Consider the following 24,647-nt stretch of genomic DNA (forward strand, 5'->3'; position numbering starts at 1 on the left):
ATTGTTGCTTATTTAGACATTATGGTCTTTTATTAAATGACGCTATAAATGAAGCAACAATCAGGACATTTTTAGAACAGGGTGTTTGGGGACGGGAGAGACACATGCGAATTAAACCTGACGATAACTGGCGCTGGTATTTTTGCGACGAGCATGATCGAATGATGCTCGATTTAGCCAATGGCATGTTGTTTCGTTCTCGTTTTGCACGCCGAATGTTAACTCCGGACGCTTTCTCACCGTCAGGCTTTTGCGTTGACGATGCTGCACTTTATTTCTCGTTTGAAGAAAAATGCCGGGATCTGGTGCTGTCCAAAGAACAGCGTGCTGAGCTGGTATTAAATGCGCTGGTAGCGATCCGTTTCCTGAAACCGCAAATGCCGAAAAGCTGGCATTTTCTGGCACATGGCATGAGCTGGACGCCAGCAACAGGCGATGCGGCCAGTGTGAGCCTGAGTGATACTGCAGAAGAGGTTAACCTGCTGGTGGTTGAGCCTGGCGAAAATGCCGCCCTCTGTTTGCTGGCACAGCCCGGCGTAACCATTGCCGGGCGAATGATGCAGCTTGGTGATGCGATTAAGGTGATGAACGACAGACTGAAGCCGCAGCTTCATGTGGATTCGTTCAGCCTCGAACAGGCTGTTTAAGCTTCCAGCTGCACCGACGTTCTCGGGATACAGCTGCAACATAAAATGGTACCGTCATCGCCAATGGCTGATTTTTTCAGCGCACTGACCTCGCCCTCGACCAGTTTGATCCGACAGCACCCGCAGATACCTGCCCGACAGGAGTAAGGTACGCGGATCCCCGCTTGCTCCAGTTGTTCAAGTAACACTTGCTGATTGTTGCCACGGATGACATTACCCTGCCAGTGAATATCCACCACAGACTCGGCTTCGCTTTCAACGTCGGTTGATTCTTCTTCATTGCCTGAGCCGTAAACCCTGGCGGACCCACGGGCGAGAATTTCCACTTCATCACCCACGCGGATCACGCCGCTTGAACGCGGGATGAGGTTCTGGCCGAAATCCACATCGCCATTATCCTGCGCGGTACGGAATGACTGCAGGGTTTTCAGCGGTTCACCGGAAGGGTGCTTTTGGCCTTTCTCCGGGCTTACCGTTGTAAAAATGCAGCGACTGCAGGGCTTCACGACGTCAAAAATCACGCTGCCGATGCGGATCACTTTCCAGGTGTCTTCCTCCCAGGCTTCCGTACCGGTCACCACCAGGTTTGGTCGAAACTGCTCCATCTGGACACTGGCGTTGCAGCGGCTTTGCAAATCACGCAGCGAGGCTTCGTTGGTCAGCAGGAAAGGGAAGCCATCAGCGAATGAGAGCGGGACCGCATCGTGGCGCTTCACGCGCCGTGTCAGCTCCGGACCCACCCAGCGTAGCTGGACATCACGGGAGAAAAACCCGCTTAGCCAACGGTTAATCTCATCGGGTGCGATACGCGCGGTGAAATGGTTACCCCACACTTCCGTTGGCGCATCGACAGGTGCAAAATCAGCAAAGCGAATCACCACACTTTCACCATCCGGCGCGGTCAGGTGCAAACCGTCATGCAGTGGGGAAGGGGTAAAACGCACCATTTGTGGGAACTGGCGCGCCGTAATGAACGTGCCGTCAGGCTCGGTGACCATAAAAATACGATCGAAGGCAAATCCGCTCATGTCGGCCAGCGCGTGAGATACGCCGATACCGCGCATGGATTTCACTGGATGGATAAAAAGCCTGGATAACGTCGCCACTGCACAGTCCCTCGAATGAAAATAAGCCTTCAACTTTATGACATACACGCCATATTAGCTATAATGCGCGACAATTTTCTTAGAGTAAAAGTGACGATATGAATTCTCTGTTTGCCAGTACGGCCCGTGGGCTGGAAGAGCTGTTAAAAACTGAACTGGAAACCCTGGGTGCGCAAGAGTGTCAGGTGGTTCAGGGTGGTGTCCATTTTGAGGGCGACACGCGGCTTATTTACCAGAGCCTGATGTGGAGCCGTCTGGCGTCGCGCATCATGCTGCCGATGAAAGAGTGCAAGGTCTATAGCGATCTTGACCTCTACACCGGCGTACAGATGATCGACTGGACAGAGATCTTCACCCCGAATGCCACCTTTGCCGTGCATTTCAACGGAGTGAACGATGAGATCCGCAACAGCCAGTACGGTGCGCTGCGCGTGAAAGATGCCATCGTTGACTGCTTCACGCGTAAAAATAAGGAACGTCCGAACGTCGATCGCGAAAACCCGGATCTGCGTATTAACGTGTGGCTTAACGGTGATACTGCCAGTATTTCCCTGGATCTGAGCGGGGCAGGCTTGCACCTGCGTGGCTACCGCGATCGCACCGGTATGGCACCTATCAAAGAAACCCTGGCCGCCGCCATTGTGATGCGCTCCGGCTGGCAGCCGGGTACGCCGTTGCTCGACCCGATGTGTGGTTCCGGTACGCTGCTGATTGAAGCGGCGATGCTGGCAACCGATCGTGCGCCAGGGTTACACCGTGGCCACTGGGGCTTTGGTGGCTGGGCACAGCACGATGAAGCTATCTGGCAAGAGGTCAAAGCCGAAGCACAGACCCGCGCGCGTAAAGGTCTGGCGGAGTACACCTCCCATTTCTACGGCTCTGACAGCGACCCTCGCGTTATTGAACGTGCGCGCAGCAACGCCCGTCGTGCCGGGATTGGTGAGCTTGTTACCTTTGAAGTGAAAGACGTCGCGAACTTAACCAATCCGCTGCCAAAAGGGCCTTACGGTACGGTTATCAGCAACCCGCCGTACGGCGAGCGTCTCGATAGCGAACCGGCGCTGATTGCCCTGCACAGCCTGCTGGGCCGAAATATGAAAGACTATTTTGGCGGCTGGAATCTGTCCCTGTTCAGCGCCTCGCCAGAGCTGTTGAGCTGCCTGCAATTGCGTGCCGATCGCCAGTTTAAAGCGAAAAACGGCCCGCTGGACTGTGTGCAGAAGAACTACCATCTGGCAGAAAAAGCGGCAGACAGTAAACCATCTGGCGTGGCGGAAGATTACGCCAACCGCCTGCGCAAGAATCTGAAGAAATTTGAAAAATGGGCGAAGCAGGAAGGTATTGAATGCTATCGCCTGTATGACGCCGATCTGCCGGAGTACAACGTGGCGGTTGATCGTTACGGCGATTGGGTTGTGGTGCAGGAGTATGCGCCGCCAAAAACTATCGATGCGCAAAAAGCGCGTCAGCGTATGCTGGACGTGATTGCCGCAACCATCGCAGTGCTGGGTATCGCGCCGAACAAACTGGTGCTGAAAACCCGTGAGCGTCAGAAAGGGAAAAACCAGTACCAGAAGATGGGCGAAAAGGGCGATTTCATCGAAGTGGGCGAATATAACGCACGCCTGTGGGTGAACCTGACCGATTATCTCGATACCGGCCTGTTCCTTGACCACCGTATCGCCCGTCGTATGTTGGGCCAGATGAGCAAAGGCAAAGACTTCCTGAACCTGTTCTCTTATACCGGCAGCGCCAGCGTGCATGCAGGACTGGGCGGCGCACGCAGCACCACCACGGTGGATATGTCCCGTACCTATCTGGAGTGGGCAGAGCGTAACCTGCGCCTTAATGGCCTGACTGGCCGTCAGCATCGTCTGATGCAGGCCGACGTGCTGGGCTGGTTGCGTGATACTGATGAACAGTTCGACCTGATCTTCATCGATCCGCCAACGTTCTCTAACTCCAAGCGCATGGAAGATAGCTTTGACGTTCAACGCGATCACCTGCGCCTGATGACAGACCTGAAACGCCTGCTGCGTAAAGGCGGCACTATTATGTTCTCGAACAACAAACGCGGCTTCCGTATGGATCACGACGGCCTGGCGGCGCTGGGACTGAAAGCACAAGAAATCAGCCAAAAAACGCTGTCTCAGGACTTCGCCCGTAACCGTCAGATCCATAACTGCTGGTTGATTACCGCGGCCTGAAAGGAAAAATAAATGTCTTTAATTAGTATGCACGGTGCATGGCTCTCTTTCAGCGATTCACCGCTTCTTGATAATGCGGAACTGCATATCGAAGATAACGAGCGTGTCTGTCTGGTCGGTCGTAATGGCGCAGGCAAATCCACGCTGATGAAAATTCTTAATCGCGAACAGGGTCTGGATGACGGACGTATTGTTTACGAGCAGGATCTTATTGTTTCCCGCCTGCAACAGGATCCACCGCGTCATGTGACTGGCAGCGTTTACGATTTCGTGGCCGAAGGTATTTCTGAACAGGCTGAATACCTGAAGCGTTATCACGAGATTTCACATCTGGTGATGACCGATCCAAGCGACAAGAACCTCAACGAACTGGCGAAAGTCCAGGAGATGCTGGATCACCACGGCTTGTGGCAGCTGGAAAACCGCATTAACGAGGTACTGGCACAGCTTGGTCTTGAAGCGGATATGGAGCTGTCGTCGCTGTCAGGCGGCTGGCTGCGTAAAGCGGCGCTGGGGCGTGCGTTGGTCAGCGGGCCGAAAGTGCTGCTGCTGGACGAACCCACGAACCACCTGGATATTGAAGCGATTGACTGGCTGGAAAGCTTCCTGAAAACCTTCAGCGGCACCATCATCTTTATCTCGCACGACCGTTCGTTTATTCGCAATATGGCGACGCGCATTGTCGATCTCGATCGCGGCAAGCTGGTCACCTATCCGGGCGATTACGACACCTACCTGCTGGAAAAAGAAGAAAACCTGCGTGTTGAAGAGCTGCAAAATGCGGAGTTTGACCGCAAGCTGGCGCAGGAAGAGGTGTGGATCCGTCAGGGTATCAAAGCCCGCCGTACCCGTAACGAAGGTCGCGTTCGCGCCCTGAAAGCCATGCGTCGTGAACGCAGCGAGCGTCGCGAAGTGATGGGCAGTGCCAAAATGCAGGTCGAAGAGGCATCCCGTTCCGGTAAAATTGTCTTTGAAATGGAAAACGTCAATTATCAGGTTGACGGCAAAGTGCTGGTGAAAGACTTCTCCGCCCAGGTACAGCGTGGGGACAAAATTGCCCTTATCGGTCCGAACGGTTGCGGTAAAACCACGCTTCTGAAGCTGATGCTGGGGCAACTGCAGGCCGACAGTGGCCGAATTCACTGCGGTACGAAGCTTGAAGTGGCCTATTTCGACCAGCACCGTGCAGAACTGGATCCGGACAGAACGGTGATGGATAACCTGGCCGAAGGTAAGCAAGAGGTCATGGTTAACGGTAAGCCGCGCCACGTGTTGGGTTACCTGCAGGATTTCCTGTTCCACCCTAAACGCGCGATGACACCTGTGCGTGCGCTGTCCGGCGGTGAGCGAAATCGTCTTCTGTTGGCGCGTCTGTTCCTGAAGCCAAGCAACCTGTTGATCCTCGATGAACCGACGAACGACCTGGATGTCGAAACGCTGGAATTACTGGAAGAACTGATTGACGGCTATCAGGGAACCGTGATGCTGGTTAGCCACGATCGTCAGTTTGTTGATAACACCGTGACCGAATGCTGGATCTTCGAAGGTGAAGGCCGAATTGGACAGTATGTAGGCGGTTATCACGATGCAAAAGGGCAGCAGTCGCAATCTCTGGCGCAAAAACAGGCAAAATCCAGAAATGTACCTGAACCTGCTGTCGCAAAAGCAGAAACTGTTAAAAAATCTCCTGCTAAAATGAGCTATAACCTGCAGCGCGAACTGGAAGGGTTGCCACAACGCCTTGAAGAGCTGGAAGCCTCCGTTGAAGCGTTGCAAACCCAGGTCGCAGATGCGTCATTCTTTACGCAGCCACACGACTATACTCAGAAAGTATTGGCTGAACTCTCCCAGGCCGAGCAGGCGCTGGAAGAAGCATTTGAGCGCTGGGAGTACCTTGAGTCTCTGAAAAACGGCGCATAACCAGGGATAAAATATGTGTGACCAGCACCACGCCGACAGGCATATATTATGCTCGCAATGCGATATGCTCGTGGCGTTGCCAGAGCTTGGTCACGGACATAAAGCACTGTGTCCACGCTGCGGCGCAACGTTGACAACCGAGTGGGACGCGCCACGGCAGCGTCCCACTGCTTATGCTCTGGCAGCATTGTTTATGCTGTTGCTCTCCAATCTCTTCCCCTTCATTTATATGAAGGTGGGAGGGATCACCAGCCAGGTGGATTTACTCGAAATCCCGGGCGTGATGTTCTCAGAAGATTACGCCAGTCTTGGCACCTTTTTCCTGCTCTTCGTACAGATTGTCCCGGCGTTTTGTCTGGTGGTGATCCTGCTTCTGGTCAACCGTGTCCGGATGCCATCTTCCCTTAAGATTAAACTTGCACGGATCCTGTTCCAGTTAAAAAGCTGGGGGATGGCCGAGATTTTTCTGGCCGGTATTCTGGTCAGCTTCGTGAAGCTGATGGCTTACGGTGACGTTGGGATTGGCAGTAGCTTTATTCCCTGGTGCCTGTACTGCGTACTGCAGTTACGCGCTTTCCAGTGCGTTGACCGGCGCTGGGCGTGGGACGATATTGCACCAGCTCCCACGCTGGCGCAGACGGTGAAAGTGGGTGTGCCAGGTATCCGTCAGGGGCTTCGTTCTTGCCCGTGCTGCACCGCTGTGCTGCCGGCTGATCTGGACGTGTGTCCGCGCTGCGAAACGAAAGGTCATGTGCGCCGTAAAAATAGCCTGCAGTGGACAATGGCGCTGCTGGTGACGTCCATTATGCTTTATCTGCCCGCCAATATTTTGCCGATTATGATAACTGATTTGCTCGGCGACAAAATGCCCTCGACGATCCTGGCCGGGGTGATATTGCTGTGGGGGGAAGGGTCTTATCCTGTCGCCGGCGTTATCTTCATCGCCAGTATTATGGTGCCAACCTTGAAAATGATCGCGATTGCGTGGCTCTGCTGGGATGCAAAAGGGCACGGAAAACGCGACAGCGAACGAATGCACCTGATCTATGAAGTGGTCGAGTTTGTCGGACGCTGGTCAATGATTGACGTGTTTGTTATTGCCGTTCTCTCTGCACTGGTGCGGATGGGCGGATTGATGAGTATTTATCCGGCGATGGGGGCATCAATGTTTGCACTGGTCGTGATTATGACCATGTTTGCGGCCATGACCTTCGACCCTCGTTTATCGTGGGATCGTGAGCCTGAATCAAGCCATGAGGAAGAGTAAGAGCATGGAAAATAAGAGTGGAGAGGCGAAAGTGCAGAAGGTCAAGAACTGGTCACCGGTGTGGATTTTCCCCATCGTGACTGCGCTGATCGGTGCATGGATCCTGTTTTATCATTACAGCCATCAGGGACCGGAAGTGACGCTTATTACCACCAATGCTGAGGGGATTGAGGGCGGTAAAACGACCATCAAGAGCCGTAGTGTGGATGTGGGTGTCGTTGAAAGCGCAATCCTGACCGACGATTTAACGCATGTTGAAATCAAGGCGCGGTTGAATGCGGGTATGGAAAAACTCCTGCACAGTGATTCGGTTTTCTGGGTGGTTAAGCCGCAGGTCGGGCGAGAAGGGATCAGCGGCTTAGGTACGCTGTTGTCTGGTGCCTATATTGAACTGCAGCCGGGCTCTAAAGGGAACGCGCCGGGGAAATACCAGCTTCTCGATTCTCCACCACTTGCACCGCCTGATGCGAAAGGTATCCGCGTGATCCTCGACAGCAAAAAAGCGGGCCAGTTAGCGGCGGGTGATCCGGTGCTGTTCCGCGGTTATCGCGTCGGTTCGGTTGAGAAAAGTACCTTTGACCCGCAGAAAAGAGCTATCAGCTATCAGCTGTTCATCAATGCACCCAACGATCGGCTGGTCACCAGCAATGTTCGTTTCTGGAAAGACAGCGGTATCGCAGTGGATCTAACCTCCGCTGGCATGCGTGTTGAAATGGGGTCGCTGACAACGCTGTTTGGTGGTGGGGTGAGTTTTGACGTACCCGAAGGCCTGGAACTGGGGCAGCCGGTTGCTGAGAATACGGCCTTCCGACTCTTTGACGATCAAAAAAGCATTCAGGATGCGCTATACACCGATCACGTTGATTTCCTGATGTTCTTCAAAGATTCCGTACGTGGTCTGCAACCAGGTGCACCGGTTGAGTTCCGCGGAATTCGTCTGGGTACGGTGGGACAAGTCCCCTTCTTCATACCGGGACTTCAGCAGATGCTGGATGATGATTACCGCATTCCGGTTCTGATTCGCATTGAGCCTGAGCGTCTGGTTAATCAGATTGGTGAAAATCAGGATATTGGTACGCATATCTCCCAACTGATGGAACGCGGTCTGCGCGGGTCGCTGAAGACTGGCAACCTGGTGACCGGTGCGCTGTATGTGGATATGGACTTCTATCCTAAAGCACCTGCGATGACGGGTATCCGCGAATTTGGTGGTTACAAGATCATTCCAACGGTCAGCAGCGGTCTGGCGCAGATACAGCAGCGTCTGATGGAAACACTGGATAAGATTAACAATCTGCCATTGAATCCGATGATTGAAGCGGCAACAAACTCACTGAGCGAAAGTCAGGCGACGATGCGCCGTCTGCAAACCACGCTGGATAACATCAACAAGATCACTGCAAGCCAGTCCATGCAGCAGCTGCCGCAGGATATGCAGAAAACGCTGCGTGAACTTAACCGCAGTATGCAGGGCTTCCAGCCGGGTTCGGCGGCATACAACAAGATGGTGGCAGATATGCAACGTCTTGATCAGGTCTTGCGTGAACTGCAGCCCGTTCTGAAAACGCTTAACGAGAAGAGCAACGCACTGGTGTTTGAAGCGAAAGATAAAAAGGATCCTGAGCCGAAGAGGGCAAAAGAATGAATAAGTGGCTATTGATTGTTGGCGCTCTGCTTTTGACGGCGTGCAGTTCGGGTGTAGAGAACAAGAGCTACTATCAGTTGCCTCTTGCTACGCAGAACGGGGGGCAAAGCACGGCCAGCCAGGGAAACCGTCTGCTGTGGGTTGAACAGGTTGCGGTACCGGATTATCTGGCGGGTAACGGTGTGGTCTACCAGACCAGCGATGTACAGTATGTCATTGCCTCAAATAACCTGTGGGCAAGCCCGCTGGATCAACAGCTACGTAATACGCTGGTGGCGAATCTGGGTAGCCAGCTGCCTGGCTGGGTGGTTGCTTCACAGCCGCTCGGTACTGACCAGGATACGCTGAATGTGACCGTTACCGGCTTCCACGGTCGCTATGACGGCAACGTTGTGGTCAGCGGTGAGTGGCTGCTGAACCATCAGGGACAGCTGATTAAACGTCCTTTCCATCTTGAAATGAAGCAGCAAAAAGATGGTTACGATGAAATGGTCAAGGTTCTGGCACAGGGCTGGGCGCAAGAGTCGACCAGCATTGCCCGAGAAATTTCCCGGCTTCCATAAGTAAAATTCATCGACAAAAGCCGCTGTCAGGGGTTCTCTGATTGCGGCTTTTTTTTCGTTTTGCCTTCAGATTGTTACTTGTGCCATGTCACATTTTTTGTACAAATGATCTTCCGTATAGCTCACAAATATGACACCAGTATGAATTTTCAACATTGACGCTGGGGCGGATTCAGGGTATTCGTTATCTGTGGTTGCACACTTTGCAATCACTGTTTTCTTTCCACCAGACAAAAGAATGAGGGAAACGAGGCATGAAGAGACAGAAACGAGATCGCCTGGAAAGGGCTCATCAACGTGGTTATCAGGCTGGCATCGCCGGACGTTCTAAAGAAATGTGTCCCTATCAGACTTTGAATCAAAGGTCTCAATGGTTAGGGGGCTGGCGAGAAGCCATCGGAGACAGGGCAGTACTTGCTTGATAGCGTCTCTTTAAAAAAAGAAACCTCCGCAGTGCGGAGGTTTCGCCTTTCTGAAGCGGCTAACGCGCTAATCAGAAAGCAGAGGTGTCCTGGAACAGACCCACTTTCAGGTCGTTCGCAGTGTAAATCAGACGACCGTCTACCAGCACTTCACCATCCGCCAGGCCCATAATCAGACGACGGTTAACAACGCGCTTGAAGTGGATACGGTAGGTGACTTTCTTCGCTGAAGGCAGAACCTGACCCGTGAATTTCACTTCGCCTACGCCCAGTGCGCGGCCTTTGCCTTCACCACCGAGCCAGCCCAGGTAGAAACCAACCAGCTGCCACATGGCATCGAGGCCCAGACAGCCAGGCATTACCGGATCGCCAATAAAGTGGCAACCGAAGAACCACAGGTCCGGGTTGATATCGAGTTCTGCTTCTACGTAACCCTTATCGAAGTTGCCGCCGGTTTCGGTCATTTTCACGACACGATCCATCATCAGCATGTTCGGGGCCGGTAACTGTGGGCCTTTCGCGCCAAACAGTTCACCGCGACCAGAGGCAAGAAGGTCTTCTTTTGTATAGGATTCGCGTTTATCTACCATGTTCTCAGTAAGCCTTATTTTAGTGAAGGACGCAGGATAGCTAACACGTGTACGCTGAACAAGTCCGATCAGTTCGGACTAAACCAACTCAACCAGCGTAACGGCCACGGATAACGGTGACGAGCATCCTGCTGTGTTGCCTGTGCAATGCGCTCCTGGATAGTCTGCATCAGGGTAGTTTGCCCTTCGCCATCCCATACCAGGTTTGTCAGTAAGGGTAGTGCATCCTCAATACCTTCAATGGCCCAGAGGGTGAATTGTTCCTGTTCTACCGCATCCAGAAGCGCCTGGCTGAGGCTTAAATGGCGCGCGTTAGGGGCCGGAATAATGACACCTTGCTTACCGTTTAGTCCGCGCTGCTGGCAAATAGAGAAGAAACCTTCAATTTTCTCGTTCAGGCCACCAACAGGCTGAGCACGGCCAAACTGATCGACTGAGCCGGTAATCGCGATGTTCTGGTTGATCGGCACTTCCGCCAGAGCGCTAATTAAGGCGCACAGCTCTGCCATAGAGGCGCTATCACCGTCAACCTCACTGTAAGACTGTTCAAACGTCAGCGAGGCGGAGAAGGGGATTTGCTGCTCAAGCTGAAGCTCTGACATCAGGAACGCCTGCATGATCATCATGCCTTTGGCGTGAATGTTTCCACCCAGCTCGGCTTTACGCTCGATGTCAGTGAACTCGCCGTCACCGATATGCACAACGCAGCTGATACGGGAAGGTTCACCGAACGCGCGCGGGTGTCCCGGAAACTCAATCACCGACAGGGCGTTGATCTGCCCGATGCGTTCGCCTTCGGTCTCTACCAGAATTTGCTCCAGCAGAATTTCATCCTGCATGCGGTCAGCAAGATAACCTTCGCGCCACTCGCGCTGGGCAAGCATCTGAGTGAGCTGTTCCCCGGTGAATGACCCTTCACCACTAATAACCCCCACTTCACGTAGCTGTTTGCCGATCCAGAGTGGGCAGAGTGGCAGTGTCTCCTGGTCACCGGTATAGCGAACCGCTTCACGGATTAAACCCGGCCAGGCATCAGCTGCAGGGGTTGGCAATGCAAAACGTTCTGCAACGGCCATTACCCACTGGCACCACTGCGCCATATCATCAGCGTCAGCTATCTGGATGTTGTCTTCATACTCGCTGTAAACCGCCTGCTCAGCCAGTTCTGGCTCCATCTCCTGGAAATCAGCCAGAGACTCGCGATCGCCCGTCAGCACGACGGTAAGCGACAGCGGCATGGACGGAATGGAAACCGGCAGAGGACGAGACTCATCATAGCCAACCCAGTCAAAACGCTGCTGGTTAACGATGGTTTTCAGACGCATCCACAATAACGGCTGGGAAAGCAGGGTGCGCAGGGAAATGATTAATACGCCACCATTTGCGCGGTGTACCAGCCCCGGTTGCAGCGATAACTCACCGTTAAACTGGCGAAGGCAACCAAAAAGTTGCTCAGCTTCGACCCAGTTGGCGGTAACCACTTCACCCTCAACAGCAAAACGGCCATCGGCCTGTTTTGCCGGTTCGAAAGCGATATCATGCCCCGAGATGTGATATTGGCCGCCAAAGGCAGAGTGTGTTTCCGGCCGCAACTGACGCATGGCATCCCCCAGAAGCGTCAAATACTCCGCTTCTTCCGGGGCTTTGAGCAGCATGAAGGGAGACGTTGCCCACGGGCTTAACACCTGCTCCAGCGCATAATGCAAACGCGGTTGCGTATCGCTAAGTATGAATTCGTGCTCTTTTGCGAGATCTGGCTGTGCAAACAGTTCCTGATAACTCTCGGTATCCGGAACAAGGTCACGCCATGCAAGTTTCGTAATGGTCAAAGTTGATGTTTTTTAGTCAGATGTAAAACCGTGGAGTATACCGTAGCGGTTGGAACTACCCAAGCAGGATTGGCTTTTTCGAAAGGTGGATCCGCGGCATTCATTCACAGGATATGATTTCTTTTCAGCAGATTGCTAAAAAACTGATATTCTGAACAGAGTTACGTGGTAACACTGAGATCGCAATGAAATATCAACAACTGGAAAATCTCGAAAGCGGCTGGAAATGGAAGTACCTGGTCAAAAAGCACCGTGAAGGGGAGCTGATCACCTGCTACATCGAAGCCAGCGCAGCGCAAGACGCCGTGGATATTTTGCTGACCCTCGAAAATGAACCGGTACAGGTGAACGGCTGGATAGCGAAACACATCAATCCGGCACTGTTAAACCGGATGAAGCAAACTATCCGTGCGCGTCGAAAACGGCATTTCAATGCTGAGCACCAGCACACCCGCAAAAAATCAATCGACCTGGAATTCATTGTCTGGCAGCGCCTGGCGGGGCTTGCACAAAGGCGTGGAAAAACATTGTCGGAAACGGTAGTACAGCTAATTGAAGATGCCGAGCATAAAGAGAAGTATGCCAGCCAAATGTCGACGCTGAAGAGTGATCTTCAGGCTCTGCTCGGCAAAAAGTAACTTTTTGCGTTTCTTCTGGCAATAAAAAACCCCGCATTGCGGGGTTTTTTTATAAGACGATAACTTATGCCGCTGGCTGAGCTACAACGTCTTTGATGCCTTTAACTTCGATCTCTACGCGACGATCTGGAGCCAGGCAGTCGATCAGTGCAGCGCGAGCTTTCACGTTGTCACAGGTGTTGCCAGTAACTGGGTGAGATTCGCCCATACCACGTGGGGAGATCTTGTTAGCTGGGATACCTTTAGAGATCAGGTAATCAACAACAGACTGAGCACGTTTCTCAGACAGTTTCTGGTTGTAAGCGTCAGAACCGATACGGTCGGTGAAGCCCAGAACCACTACAGAACCGTCTTTAGGATCCAGGTTGCTCAGCTGGGAGTACAGCTGATTCAGTGCCTGCTGACCTTCTGGTTTCAGGGTCGCTTTGTTGAAGTTGAACAGAACGTCAGACTTCAGAGTGAAGTGCTTAGTCTGTACTTCTGGAGCTGGAGCCGGCGCTGGAGCAACAACTGGTGCTGCTTCTTCCTGCTGGCCGAAACGGTAGGAAACACCTACGCTCAGCATGCCGTTGTCAGGACGAACACCAACGGTGTTAGCGTCGCCGATGTTGTTAACCCACTGGTATTCCAGACGGGTAGCGATGTCACGGGTAACAGCCCACTCAACACCACCAGCGAATACTGGGGAAACACCTGTGTCGTGATCGCTGCCGATTTCGCTGTTGCTGGAGTCAGCGCGCCATACCATGCCGCCCAGACGGGTGTACACGTCCAGATCGTCAGTTACTGGGTAACCCAGTTTAGCGGTCAGCTGTACGCCCTGTGCTTTGAAAGCGCCGTTTACGGTGTCGCCTTTGTATGGCATACGACCTAACCAGTCGTAACCCATTTCAAAACCAACATACGGGTTAACCTGATAGCCACCGAACGCACCTGCACCAAGCTGGCTCTCGTGAGTCGGGCCATCGTTGTTCAGTTTGCTGTTGTACCAGCCAGTATCATGGAACTGAGACCAGCCCAGTTTACCACCTGCATACCAGGTATTATCTTTCGGAGCGGCCTGCGCTACGGTAGCGAAGCCAGCCAGTGCCACTGCAATCGCGATAGCTGTCTTTTTCATTTTTTGCGCCTCGTTATCATCCAAAATTCGCCATGTAAATCTCATTCGAGAAATCACGGTTAAATCCTTCACCGGGGGGCGTGGTCAAATATAAATCTACCGATATCTTCGGTTTAGGCCGAGCACCCCTGGCGATGTAAAGTCTACAACGTCGCTGAAAACTTACAAGTGTGAAGTCCGTCAGGCATATGAAAAAAAAAGTTCCGTGTAGTCATTATTTAACATTTTTTGAACGGATATTGTGCAATAAAATTAAGGAGAACCGCACCAGACAAGCCTTTCCGCAGATTTAGCTTCTGGAACTAAATCCTCATTCGGGTGTCGAAAAAAATTCCAGGAAAACTCTTAAATTTACTCAATGATACAAATTTGAGTGAATTTTTAGCCCGGAAAGTTGTCCTCTGCGGTGAGAATCTGGTCGAACCGGACGCATGATAAACCCGATCGCATTCCCTTCTTTTGCCGCTTCAGTCAGTCGGAAATGTTCCTCTTCCGTCAATTCGTCTGATAACCACCCAATCACGACGCTGTAATTCCCGGTGCGTAATGCACGGATCATCGACTCAACCGTATCACAAGGGGAGAGTTGATTAATTTGCATGACCTTCGCCAACGGCAGGCCAGCGGACTGAACCCATTCCCGGCTCAGTTTTTGTTGCGGCGTCAGCCAGAGCTGCCAGCGTGATTGCTGGCCAAGTTGTTGTAATAACGGCAGTAACAACAGTTGAGTCAACAAAGGCTGGTCTTCACGATAAACCACTTCACTGATAAGCCCTGTCGAAACGCGCCCGACGGAATTCTGCGCGACATTGCCTGCGGTAGAAGAAAGAGATGTTGAGCGATTTGCGTAGCCTGAAGTGTACATATTCATTCCAGCCCTGTGGTTACTGTATGAATATACAGTAACCCCTGTATGCATAAAGATCAACCTCATTTTCGGAAAGCGACTCGCAAAATTCATTCATTCTTGGCGTGTCCGGAAAAATCATCTTGCTCAACGGCAATAAGTTGCCTATTTTTCTGCTAACGGATCCGCTAGTAAGAAATTTCGTTGTTATTTTATGATTTTTAAGGGAAATATCATGAAAAAGATATCTTATGATCGGATTTATAGATCGCAGGAATACCTCTCCCCATTAGGTGAAATTCATCATCGTGCACTTTTCGGTGGGTATACCCTTGCCGTGGATGATGCCGTCTTCGCGATGGTTTCAGAGGGTGAGCTTTACCTTCGGGCCTGTGAACAAAGTGCTAAGTACTGTGTAAAACACACCTCTTCTTTTTTGACGTTAATGAAACGGGGGCGTCCGGTGCTTCTCAACTATTATCGTGTCGATGACGGACTCTGGCAGGACAGAGAACGGCTGCTTCAGCTTTCCTCTTTTGCACTCGATGCGGCAAGAAAAGAGCGCTCCCAGCGTCACCAGCGCCACCGTCTTAAGGATCTGCCAAACCTGACGTTCCAGCTTGAAGTTCTGCTCTTCGAAGCCGGTATTACAAATGAGGAAACGCTACGAGCGTTGGGAGCCAGAGCCAGCTGGCTGAAGATCCGGATGAAAAACAAAGATCTGAGTGTGAAAGTCCTGTTTGCGCTTGAAGGAGCGATCACCGGTATGCATGAGGCGGCGCTCCCGGCGGTCATTCGCCGGGAGCTGACGGAGTGGTTTAATGCGTTGCCTGAGCCACAGGAGAATCACTCCTCCAGGTAGCGATTTGCTGTTGCAGTCGGCAAATTTCAGGCAGCAGGGCAATAAGCAGGCCAATCTGCTGAAGAACCAGCGGTGCTTTGCTGTCGCTACCCGGGTCAAGATGCGCAATGCGTTGAGACAGTTCATCCAGCGCCTGTTGAACCCGTGGTTCATCGGCAGGTAGATGATGAAGTGCATCATCTACATAGCAGACGGCATCATCCAGCAGGGCGAGAATACCCGGGTTTGTCAGTTTCTCGCGGTGAGCGCCCAGCGTAGAAATGTAGCTGGTAAAAGTATGGTTCAGGCAGAGCATGCGGAATGCCGTTTCGCGAATTTCTGCCGTGGCGTGAGGTTCCGTTGACATGTTAGAGACCACCGAGGCGAGTTCAGCATCGCTGTTATGCGCATCGCGGCGGGCGATACGGTAAGCCAGTCGGTTATCGCGCCCCTGGTGGTATTGCTCAAGGATGGCATCGAGGTAGCGGCAGTTTGCATTCATCGCCCTGTCTGACACGCGCGGTAAATTACGAAAACGCCAGTCAGGCCAAATAAAGCTGACCGCCGCCCAGGCGATAGCACAGCCAATCAGCGTATCGAGCACGCGGGGCAGGGCAACTTCAAACCCTTCACCCAACAGGTTAAAGCACAGTAATACCAGCAGCGTGATGAACATGGTGGCATGGGCGTACTGCACATTACGAAAGGCGAAGAACAGCACACCGGTGATCACTATCAGGATAAGCTGCCCCTCAACGGAAGGCACGAACCACAGCACCGGCAGCCCGATAGCGACACCCACCAGCGTACCAATAATACGCAGCGCAAGACGGTGTCGGGTGGCATTATAGTTTGGCTGGCAAACAAACAGACTGGTGAGCAGGATCCAGTAACCGTGCTGTAACCCGGTTATCTGGATAAACGCATACCCCACGCACAGCACCAGCGACATCCTCACCGCATGGCGAAAGAGTGCTGATTCCGGCGTAAAGTTGCGGCTCAGCCGTAACCACATGTCACTAAAGCTGTGAACGCTGTCATCAGCAAGCTGATTTTCCGCATCATTACCCGCCAGGGCCATCGCCTGCTCGGACTCAATGGTTGCCAGCTGGGCATCAATTGCCCGTAGGTTATTGAGTAGAAAACCCAGTGCTTTGATATGTTCTGGCGAGGTTCCGCTGGCCTGTACGCGATCGATTGCTGCATCAAGATGGTTAAACGCACGTTCAAAACGGGGGTCATGCTGATAGGGGGTACGCAGCAAAATGGAGCGCGCCAGCTGTTGGCAGGCCTGAGACTGCATGGACAGTAAGCGCTGGAAGCGGAACATCACGTCACTGTAGCGGAACTTCTCGCGCAGGGCGGCATACTGAACGTGTGAGGAACTGGCACGTTCATGAATATCCTGGGCGGCAAAGTAGTAGTGTAGCGTTCTTCGTGTGCCGCGCTGGCCGCGATCGCCGCGCAGGCGGGTAAGCAATGAGGCTTTGGTCTGGTTTAAGGTGGCAACCAGTTGGCCGTTTGCCAGCGCCAGATCGTAAAGCGGTGCCTGGCTTTCCTCTTCAATATCCGGGTCAAACAGCCTGGATTTTAGTTCGAGGTAGTGGGCCAACTGCTCATAGCTGCGGGCGAGGTTATCCTGCAGAGCGCGAACCGGAAAGATGAGATGCCCGGTTAACGTCAGCAGGTTATACCAGATAGCACCCAGCAACAGCAGAATAGGTTGCTGGTACCACTGCTCGTAAAGTGAAACACCCAGCATCGTGTAAATGGCAATCAGCAAGGCACCAAACGCGATAGTGGCATAGCGCTGCCCAAGACCGCCAAGCAAAATAAACCCACTGGTTGAAAGCGTAAGGCCTAAGGCAAACAGCCAGGGCCACGGAAACAGCAGTTCAACGGAGGCGGAGGCAATGAAGAAACAAACAAGGGTGATAACCAGGTTACGCAGACGCCCGGCCAGCCGGTCGTCAAGGTCTGCCAGCGCTCCCGCCACGACCCCCAGCGTGAGTGGAATGGTGAGCTTAACGTCATCCAGCCACCACGGCAGCGCAACGGTGCCACAAAGTGCGATAAAAATCCTGACGTTGTAAAGCCAGGTGCTGTTCCAGGTGTAACGGCGAAGCAGTGGGCTTAGCATGAGCGCGGCCAGTCCTTATTTACTGAAAACGACGACGCGCATTCGCTTCACGCGCTGCCTGTGCCACTTCTACCGGAACGACTCTGCGCCCGACGGGCCACAGGGCAATGGCGGCGATCTTAAAGTTCGCGATCCCCACCGGAATACCAATAATTGTCACGCACTGTGCAATACCCGCAAAAATATGCATCAGGCATAACCACCAGCCGAAGAAAACCAGCCACAAAACGTTCAGCACGGTGCCGCCCGTGTTCATCAGCGCGTTTTTCCCCTCCGGGTTCAGTTCGTCTACGTGGACAGCCTCATTCCCATAAGGAATAAATGAGAGTTTGGTGATTTCCCAGCAGGAGCGGGTCAGCGGGAGTGTAAAAATAAATACGATGCTTACCAGCGTGGCAAAAAGCCAGGAAAGGGTGGTGGCAAAACCGCCCAGCACAAAATTCAAAACATTCAGAACGGTACGCATAAACCCTCAGTTCCTTTCGATATGATTAACGCCCACTGATTGTAACGTTTTTTTAGGCTGGAGCACCTTAAAACTGGCAGTTAAACTGTCAGGTAAATTATCTCTTCGTGGATTTAGCTGGACATGGAACTGAAAGCAACTTCATTAGGCAAACGCCTGGCGCAACACCCATATGACAAGGTGGTCCTCCTGAATGCGGGAGTGAAAGTCTCCGGTGAACGCCACGAATATCTCATTCCGTTTAACCAGCTTCTGGCGATCCATTGCAAACGCGGGCTGGTGTGGGGGGAGCTGGAGTTTGTTTTGCCTGCCGATAAAGTCGTGCGCCTCCACGGCACCGAGTGGGCAGAAACCCAGCGCTTCCACCATCATCTGAATACGCTCTGGCAGCAGTGGAGCCATGACATGAGCGTTATTGCAGCCCAGGTGCTGCAGCAGGTTCTGGACGACATTGCACAGAGTAACGAGCAACAAAAGTGGCTGACCCGCCAGCAAACTGCCGGATTGCAGCAAAAGATCAGGCAGGCGCTCACGGCGCTGCCGTTACCTGTGACGCGTCTTAATGAGTTTGAAAACTGCCGTGACGCCTGGCAACAGTGTCAGGCCTGGTTGAGCGATATTGATAAAAGCCGGCTGGCGCATAACCAGGCGTGGACTAACGCCATGCTCAGCCAGTATGCCGATTTCTTCAGCACCATCGAATCGTCGCCGCTCAATCCCGCGCAGGCGCGTGCCGTGGTGAATGGCGAACAATCGTTGTTGGTACTGGCAGGAGCCGGGAGCGGCAAAACGTCGGTGCTGGTGGCACGTGCGGGTTGGCTTTTGACAACCGGTGAAGCCGTTGCCGATCAGATTTTACTCCTGGCATTTGGCCGCAAGGCGGCGCAGGAGATGGACGAACGTATTCAGGAACGTCTGCACACGCAGGATATCACCGCCAGAACGTTCCATGCCCTTGCGCTGCATATTATCCAGCAGGGCAGCAAAAAAGTACCGTCCATCAGCAAACTGGAAAATGACACCCAGGCGCGCCAGGCGTTATTTATTAAAACGTGGCGGCAGCAGTGCAGTGAAAAAAAGGCGCAGGCAAAGGGGTGGCGTCAGTGGCTGGAGGAGGAACTGCTCTGGGATGTCCCGGAGGGCAGCTTCTGGCAGGATGAAAAACTGGCACGCCGACTGGGCTCGCGCCTCGAACGCTGGGTGAGCCTGATGCGTATGCACGGCGGCTCTCAGGCGGAGATGATTGAAAGCGCACCGGAGGCGATCCGCGCCGTGTTTTCAAAGCGCGTCAAATTAATGGCACCGTTGCTGAAAGCCTGGAAAACGGCGTTAAAAGACGAAAATGCCGTCGATTTCTCTGGTTTGATTCACCAGGCCATTATTATTCTGGAAAAAGGGCGCTTTGTGAGTCCGTGGAAACATATCCTTGTGGATGAATTCCAGGACATCTCTCCGCAACGTGCTGCACTACTGGCGGCGTTACGGGCGCAAAATAAGCATACGTCGCTGTTTGCCGTGGGCGATGACTGGCAGGCTATCTATCGCTTCAGCGGCGCACAGCTCTCACTTACGACGGCATTCCACCACTATTTTGGTGAAGGCGATCGCAGCGATCTGGACACGACCTACCGTTTCAATTCCCGAATTGGTGAAATTGCCAACCGCTTTATTCAGCAAAACCCCCACCAGTTGGCCAAGCCGCTTAATAGCCTCACGCCAGGGGATAAAAAAGCAGTCACCCTGCTGGCAGACGACCAGCTGGAGTCGCTTCTGGACAAACTCAGCGGCTATGCAAAGCCTGATGAACGTATTCTGGTGCTGGCGCGTTATCACCATCTTAAACCGGCCGCGCTGGAAAAAGCCGCCACCCGCTGGCCGAAGCTGAAGCTCGATTTTATGACCATCCACGCCAGCAAAGGACAGCAGGCCGATTATGTGATTGTGGCAGGGCTAAAAGAGGGCAGCGACGGTTTTCCGGCCCCGGCCCGCGAATCGGTAATGGAGCAGGCGTTACTGCCAGCACCGGAAGATTTCCCGGATGCGGAGGAGCGCCGTCTTCTGTATGTAGCGCTAACCCGCGCACGTCATCGCGTGTGGCTGCTGTTCAGTAAAGATGAGCCATCAACGTTTGTTGATATTCTGAAGAGTATTGATGTGCCGCTGGCGAGGAAGCCGTAAGGCAAAAGGGCGGGTTTTTGTAGGCCGGGCAAGGCGAAACCGTCACCCGGCAATACCGTTTACTTCAATCTTTCAGCCAGATAGCGCGGATAATCCGGGATCAGGATCTCAACCGGTGAGTTGAACTGCGGCGACTCAATGATGAAATCTGCCGTGGACAGGTTTGTCGCCACCGGAATATTCCACACCGTGGCAAGACGCAGCAGCGCCTTTACATCCGGGTCGTGCGGAACCGCATTCAGCGGATCCCAGAAGAAAATCAGAACATCAATTTTTCCTTCCGAAATCTGTGCGCCAACTTGTTGATCGCCACCCATTGGGCCGCTCAGCATGGCATTGACTTCCAGACCCGTTTCGCGGTGAATCAGGTTACCGGTGGTGCCTGTTGCCGAAAGGACGTGCTTTTCCAGCAATGGCTGATGGCGGCGAACCCAGTTGAGCAGCATTTGTTTACAGTGATCGTGCGCAACCAGGGCAATGTGTTTGCGTTCCGGGAGCGTGCGTGTTGTCAGTTCCATAATCTCGTCCGTCGGGTTAACTGGCTACACGATGACGGGAACCGCCTTTTGCTGCAAGAGGGAGGAGAAAAAAATGTGGCTTACGACGAAGGCTGTTGCTTCGCCCACTGTAAAAAGCGGGCCCGCGTATCGGGGTCGGCCTGCTGGAACCAGAATTTTAAACGTTGCTCCGTAAGCGTCTGGGACTGAGGAGGAATAACATCCAGCTCCGATACCCCGGATAACAATGTACTGTCGTCTGCCATCATGGTTGCAAACTGGGGAAGAGAAGCGCGTTTACCAGCTTTGTTATAAATTTCCGTATCGGCTTCGTAATTTGTGTCCTTCGGTGATTTCGTTAACGCCAGAATATCCAGCTTGACCGGGATCGGCATCGAATCCCCATCCAGCAACTCAATGCGCGGTGAGGAATCAAAGGCCGCAGACTCTTTTTCGGTTTCAAGGCGCGGCAGGTTAAAATTAACCTGGCTGATTCGCTGGGTGTTAAAGCTGACAATCAGCGGTGGGGAGATGTACGTACTCTGTTCATGATTAGTAAGGCGGATCGTTTTTTCTACCCGAAATACCACCTGATGTGGCCCGTTATCAAGTTCGATGCTGTCTGCACCGCGCAGTAATGAACTGGAAACTTTTTTACCGTCCAGCACCAGCAGATCAATGTCGGTAGAAAGCCGCAGCGTGGTTGCAAAGACGCAAACCGGCATTACTAACGCAATCACAGCAGAGGCAATACCGATTTTCATAGGGTGCTCCTGTTGAAATTACTTTCATCGTAATAATGTATCTAAATTTTTCGATAATCATGTTTACTAACATATAGACATATTCCACCGTTTTGCCCTCATACATCTGTGTGGGATGGATGGTTGAGATGTCCGGTTTGACGTACACTTTGAAAAAAGCCAGGAGAAAGACCATGAAAGAGAACGATATTGCCGGGATTTTGACGTCTACGCGCACAATTGCGCTGGTGGGGGCGAGTGATAAACCCGATCGTCCAAGCTATCGGGTGATGAAATACCTTCTCGATCAGGGCTACCATGTTATCCCTGTTTCGCCGAAAGTTGCCGGTAAAACGCTGCTGGGCCAGCCGGGATATGCCACGCTAAATGACATACCGGAAAAAGTGGATATGGTGGATGTTTTCCGTAATTCCGAGGCTGCATGGGGCGTTGCCCAGGAGGCCATTGCCATTGGTGCAAAAACGCTGTGGATGCAACTGGGTGTCATTAACGAGCAGGCCGCGGTGCTGGCGCGTGAGGCTGGGCTGGCGGTGGTGATGGACCGATGCCCGGCGATTGAGATCCCCCGACTGGGGCTGGCAAAATAACAATAAAAAAAGCCCGTGACCGGGCTTTTTTATACGCTTAGTTCCGCAGGCGAGGAGCCTGTAGCTGTTTACGGATAGTCTGAGCAAGTTCGTCCATCGTGGGTTGTTCCGGATGCTCATCCTGCAGTTCACCGCTCAGCTGCGCTTCGGCAAGATAGGTATGGACGGGTTGTCCATCATCGCCTTCCATGACCACATGGTACCAGGGCGCGGCGCGAAGCTCTGCGTCAACCGCCAGCTCATCCGCTGACGGTTCATCAAGGGAATACTCCGGGTCGATATCCACGACCACACCCAAATATCCAAGCAAGGTGTGGCGGACCTGTTGGCCGATACCGAATTTGCTGGCAATCATAGTCACCTCCCGGGAAACATTACTTACACACTATGTGTGGGCAATATTTCTCTTTTCAAGTTACATGACGCGACAGGCAAACCCTTTCAGATACAGCCCTTCCGGGTAGGTAGCGATCACCGGATGATCGGCGGCCTGACGGAACTGCTCTATAAATTGTACATCACGACCAGCATCTATTGCGGCATCGGCGATGATTTTCTGAAATAAATCTGTGGTCATCAGGCCAGAGCAGGAGAAGGTGAGCAACACGCCGCCCGGGTTCAGCAGCTGGATAGCCAGCATGTTGATGTCTTTATATCCTCGGCACGCGCCCATCAGCTGGCTTTTGTTTTCCACAAATTTTGGTGGATCCATAACGATAACGTCGAATTTCTCTCCCTGATCGCGGTATTTGCGCAGCAGTTTGAAAACGTCATCGCGAATAAATTCAGCTTTGCTGAGATCCAGCTTGTTCAGCTCAACGTTCTGTTTCGCCACATCCAGTGCTTCCTGCGACGTATCCACGCTGACCACCTGACGGCAACCGCCCATCAGGGCCGATACCGCAAAACCGCCGGTGTAGGAGAAGCAGTTCAGCACGCGTTTGTCGGCAACGTACTGGCGGGTCGCCAGGCGGCTGTCGCGCTGATCGAGGTAATAGCCCGTTTTATGGCCACCCTGAATATCGACCAACAGCTTCATGCCGTGTTCTTCGATAGGCAGCAGGGCTGGCGGCATTTCGCCCGTCACTGGGCCCTGAGTCAGCTCCATTCCCTCTTTTTTACGCACGGCCACGTCACTGCGGTCGTAAATAGCGCATTCCGGGAACAGCGATTGCAGGGCGCTAATCAGCGCGGCACGCTGGTATTCTGCACCTGCGCTCAGGAGTTGCAGCACCAGGAAGTTGCCAAAGCGGTCAATGGTCACGCCAGGCAAGCCGTCGGACTCACCGGCAATCAGGCGATAGCTGTCCAGACCGTCACGTTTTGCCAGCCATTCACGCCACTGCTGAGCTTGCTGCAGGCGGCGGACAAAGAAGTCGATGTCAATGGTTTCATCTTTATCGAACGTCCAGACGCGAGCGCGGATCTGGGACGCAGGTGAGTATGCGCCACGCGCTAACCATTTCCCCTGATGGTCAACGATATCGATGGTTTCACCGAGGCTGGCTTTGCCTTCCATACGGGCAACCGCGCCGGAGAAGACCCAGGGATGGCGGCGCAGTAATGACTTCTCACGCCCTTTGGCTAACACTAAACGTACACTCATAATTTGCTATTCTGTCGATTCCAATGAAATGGCGCGTAGATTAGCACAGAAGGTAAGACGCAATCATCTGCGGATACCTGTGAGCGTTTCGGCACAAAATAAAATCGCTTAGGCACACTACAAAATCGCAACGGGCTTTACATTGTTGCTTCCCGCTCACCAAAGGAAACACAAATGAAAAAGCGCGTTGCAATAGCAGTAAGTGCCCTGACCATTATGAGTGTTAATGTTTCAGCCGCATCATCTTTCAGCATCAGTAGCCGGGATATTCCCGGCGGCCATCAATTAACGCAACATCAGGTTTTTGAGGGATTTGGCTGTCATGGAGGCAACGAATCTCCGCAACTTGAATGGAAAAATCCGCCATCAGGTACGAAAAGTTTTGCTATTACGGTATTTGATCCGGATGCGCCAACCGGAAGCGGTTGGTGGCACTGGACAGTGGTCAATATTCCGGTGCAAACGCTGAATCTTCCTGCGGGGGCAGGGAACCAGAATAACGAGAAATTACCTGCCGGGGCTGTGCAGGGACGGAATGATTTCGGTTATTCTGGATTTGGGGGGGCATGTCCACCTGAAGGAGACAAACCTCACCGTTACCAGTTTACCGTCTGGGCCCTGGATGCGGATAAACTCCCTGTTGATAAAAATGCCAGTGGTGCATTGGTCGGCTTTATGCTTAACAGCCACGCCCTGGAAAAAGCACAATTAACCGCAACATACGGAAGATAAAGGTGGCACGGTGCAGGACTTTCATTTTCAACACA

At 52.8% G+C, this 24,647-nt stretch carries 23 protein-coding genes; 12 read left to right on the forward strand and 11 right to left on the reverse strand.

Annotated features, from left to right (window positions below):
• The first annotated feature begins 104 nt into the window (after positions 1–104).
• Positions 105–647, forward strand: a complete 543-nt coding sequence (gene zapC, locus ACHHZ6_RS15090; protein ID WP_182274411.1) for a cell division protein ZapC — start codon at positions 105–107, stop codon at positions 645–647.
• Here the strand turns inward: zapC and ACHHZ6_RS15095 are convergent.
• Positions 644–1,753, reverse strand: a complete 1,110-nt coding sequence (locus ACHHZ6_RS15095; RefSeq protein ID WP_182274412.1) for a YcbX family protein — start codon at positions 1,751–1,753, stop codon at positions 644–646. The genes zapC and ACHHZ6_RS15095 overlap by 4 nt on opposite strands.
• Before the next feature lie 98 nt (positions 1,754–1,851).
• On the opposite strand from ACHHZ6_RS15095, the gene rlmKL reads away from it, so the two are divergent.
• From rlmKL to rmf, 6 genes are all read left to right on the forward strand, one after another.
• Positions 1,852–3,960 (forward strand): bifunctional 23S rRNA (guanine(2069)-N(7))-methyltransferase RlmK/23S rRNA (guanine(2445)-N(2))-methyltransferase RlmL, encoded by a 2,109-nt coding sequence (gene rlmKL / locus ACHHZ6_RS15100; protein WP_182274413.1) that lies wholly within the window; start codon positions 1,852–1,854, stop codon positions 3,958–3,960.
• Between the two features lie 12 nt (positions 3,961–3,972).
• Positions 3,973–5,880: an ABC transporter ATP-binding protein gene (locus ACHHZ6_RS15105; RefSeq protein WP_182274414.1), complete on the forward strand. Its 1,908-nt coding sequence runs from the start codon at positions 3,973–3,975 to the stop codon at positions 5,878–5,880.
• Between the two features lie 13 nt (positions 5,881–5,893).
• Positions 5,894–7,147, forward strand: a complete 1,254-nt coding sequence (gene pqiA / locus ACHHZ6_RS15110; RefSeq protein ID WP_196391107.1) for a membrane integrity-associated transporter subunit PqiA — start codon at positions 5,894–5,896, stop codon at positions 7,145–7,147.
• Between the two features lie 4 nt (positions 7,148–7,151).
• Positions 7,152–8,792 carry an intermembrane transport protein PqiB gene (gene pqiB / locus ACHHZ6_RS15115; protein ID WP_395122556.1) on the forward strand — a complete coding sequence of 547 codons (1,641 nt, stop codon included), beginning with the start codon at positions 7,152–7,154 and terminating at the stop codon, positions 8,790–8,792.
• Positions 8,789–9,355: a membrane integrity-associated transporter subunit PqiC gene (pqiC, locus tag ACHHZ6_RS15120; RefSeq protein WP_182274416.1), complete on the forward strand. Its 567-nt coding sequence runs from the start codon at positions 8,789–8,791 to the stop codon at positions 9,353–9,355. Before pqiB ends, pqiC begins: the two co-directional genes overlap by 4 nt.
• 254 nt (positions 9,356–9,609) lie before the next feature.
• Positions 9,610–9,777, forward strand: a complete 168-nt coding sequence (gene rmf / locus ACHHZ6_RS15125) for a ribosome modulation factor (protein WP_010429337.1) — start codon at positions 9,610–9,612, stop codon at positions 9,775–9,777.
• 71 nt (positions 9,778–9,848) lie between these two features.
• On the opposite strand, the gene fabA is transcribed toward rmf, so the two are convergent.
• A complete protein-coding gene (gene fabA, locus ACHHZ6_RS15130) occupies positions 9,849–10,367 on the reverse strand; it encodes a bifunctional 3-hydroxydecanoyl-ACP dehydratase/trans-2-decenoyl-ACP isomerase (protein ID WP_310827363.1) in 519 nt (172 codons plus the stop codon).
• Between the two features lie 68 nt (positions 10,368–10,435).
• Complete coding sequence (locus ACHHZ6_RS15135; protein WP_182274418.1) at positions 10,436–12,196, reverse strand: Lon protease family protein; 1,761 nt, start codon at positions 12,194–12,196, stop codon at positions 10,436–10,438.
• A gap of 185 nt (positions 12,197–12,381) precedes the next feature.
• On the opposite strand from ACHHZ6_RS15135, the gene matP reads away from it, so the two are divergent.
• Positions 12,382–12,834: a macrodomain Ter protein MatP gene (gene matP, locus ACHHZ6_RS15140; protein ID WP_182274419.1), complete on the forward strand. Its 453-nt coding sequence runs from the start codon at positions 12,382–12,384 to the stop codon at positions 12,832–12,834.
• A 64-nt stretch (positions 12,835–12,898) separates the two neighbouring features.
• On the opposite strand, the gene ompA is transcribed toward matP, so the two are convergent.
• Positions 12,899–13,954, reverse strand: coding sequence for a porin OmpA (gene ompA, locus ACHHZ6_RS15145; protein WP_182919728.1), 1,056 nt, complete (start codon positions 13,952–13,954; stop codon positions 12,899–12,901).
• 355 nt (positions 13,955–14,309) lie between these two features.
• On the reverse strand, positions 14,310–14,819 hold the full coding sequence (sulA, locus tag ACHHZ6_RS15150) for an SOS-induced cell division inhibitor SulA (protein ID WP_395122637.1): 510 nt from the start codon (positions 14,817–14,819) through the stop codon (positions 14,310–14,312).
• A gap of 217 nt (positions 14,820–15,036) precedes the next feature.
• Here sulA and ACHHZ6_RS15155 point away from each other — a divergent pair, with 217 nt between their 5' ends.
• Positions 15,037–15,663: a TfoX/Sxy family DNA transformation protein gene (locus tag ACHHZ6_RS15155; RefSeq protein ID WP_182274421.1), complete on the forward strand. Its 627-nt coding sequence runs from the start codon at positions 15,037–15,039 to the stop codon at positions 15,661–15,663.
• Here the strand turns inward: ACHHZ6_RS15155 and yccS are convergent.
• Both yccS and ACHHZ6_RS15165 read right to left on the reverse strand, forming a co-directional pair.
• Positions 15,620–17,782: a YccS family putative transporter gene (yccS, locus tag ACHHZ6_RS15160; RefSeq protein ID WP_395122559.1), complete on the reverse strand. Its 2,163-nt coding sequence runs from the start codon at positions 17,780–17,782 to the stop codon at positions 15,620–15,622. The genes ACHHZ6_RS15155 and yccS overlap by 44 nt on opposite strands.
• Positions 17,783–17,801: 19 nt before the next feature.
• The gene (locus tag ACHHZ6_RS15165) at positions 17,802–18,248 is read right to left on the reverse strand and encodes a YccF domain-containing protein (protein ID WP_182274423.1); all 447 of its coding nucleotides are present in this window, start codon (positions 18,246–18,248) and stop codon (positions 17,802–17,804) included.
• 123 nt (positions 18,249–18,371) lie between these two features.
• Here ACHHZ6_RS15165 and helD point away from each other — a divergent pair, with 123 nt between their 5' ends.
• The gene (helD, locus tag ACHHZ6_RS15170) at positions 18,372–20,426 is read left to right on the forward strand and encodes a DNA helicase IV (protein WP_196391111.1); all 2,055 of its coding nucleotides are present in this window, start codon (positions 18,372–18,374) and stop codon (positions 20,424–20,426) included.
• A 59-nt stretch (positions 20,427–20,485) separates the two neighbouring features.
• Here helD and mgsA read toward each other — a convergent pair whose 3' ends face one another.
• Together mgsA and ACHHZ6_RS15180 are read right to left on the reverse strand one after the other, a co-directional pair.
• The gene (gene mgsA / locus ACHHZ6_RS15175; RefSeq protein ID WP_182274425.1) at positions 20,486–20,944 is read right to left on the reverse strand and encodes a methylglyoxal synthase; all 459 of its coding nucleotides are present in this window, start codon (positions 20,942–20,944) and stop codon (positions 20,486–20,488) included.
• 80 nt (positions 20,945–21,024) lie between these two features.
• Positions 21,025–21,687, reverse strand: coding sequence for a DUF2057 family protein (locus ACHHZ6_RS15180; protein ID WP_182274426.1), 663 nt, complete (start codon positions 21,685–21,687; stop codon positions 21,025–21,027).
• Between the two features lie 173 nt (positions 21,688–21,860).
• Here ACHHZ6_RS15180 and ACHHZ6_RS15185 point away from each other — a divergent pair, with 173 nt between their 5' ends.
• Positions 21,861–22,274 carry a CoA-binding protein gene (locus tag ACHHZ6_RS15185; protein ID WP_182274427.1) on the forward strand — a complete coding sequence of 138 codons (414 nt, stop codon included), beginning with the start codon at positions 21,861–21,863 and terminating at the stop codon, positions 22,272–22,274.
• A 37-nt stretch (positions 22,275–22,311) separates the two neighbouring features.
• Here ACHHZ6_RS15185 and hspQ read toward each other — a convergent pair whose 3' ends face one another.
• Entirely contained in the window at positions 22,312–22,629 is a 318-nt protein-coding gene (gene hspQ, locus ACHHZ6_RS15190; protein ID WP_006809336.1) for a heat shock protein HspQ, read from the reverse strand.
• 60 nt (positions 22,630–22,689) lie between these two features.
• Complete coding sequence (rlmI, locus tag ACHHZ6_RS15195) at positions 22,690–23,880, reverse strand: 23S rRNA (cytosine(1962)-C(5))-methyltransferase RlmI (protein ID WP_395122561.1); 1,191 nt, start codon at positions 23,878–23,880, stop codon at positions 22,690–22,692.
• 174 nt (positions 23,881–24,054) lie between these two features.
• On the opposite strand from rlmI, the gene ACHHZ6_RS15200 reads away from it, so the two are divergent.
• Complete coding sequence (locus tag ACHHZ6_RS15200; RefSeq protein ID WP_182274429.1) at positions 24,055–24,612, forward strand: kinase inhibitor; 558 nt, start codon at positions 24,055–24,057, stop codon at positions 24,610–24,612.
• Positions 24,613–24,647 lie beyond the last annotated feature (35 nt).

It is taken from the genome of Enterobacter cloacae complex sp. 2024EL-00214, assembly GCF_043945575.1.
In the GTDB taxonomy this organism is placed as follows: Bacteria; Pseudomonadota; Gammaproteobacteria; order Enterobacterales; family Enterobacteriaceae; genus Enterobacter; species Enterobacter cloacae_P.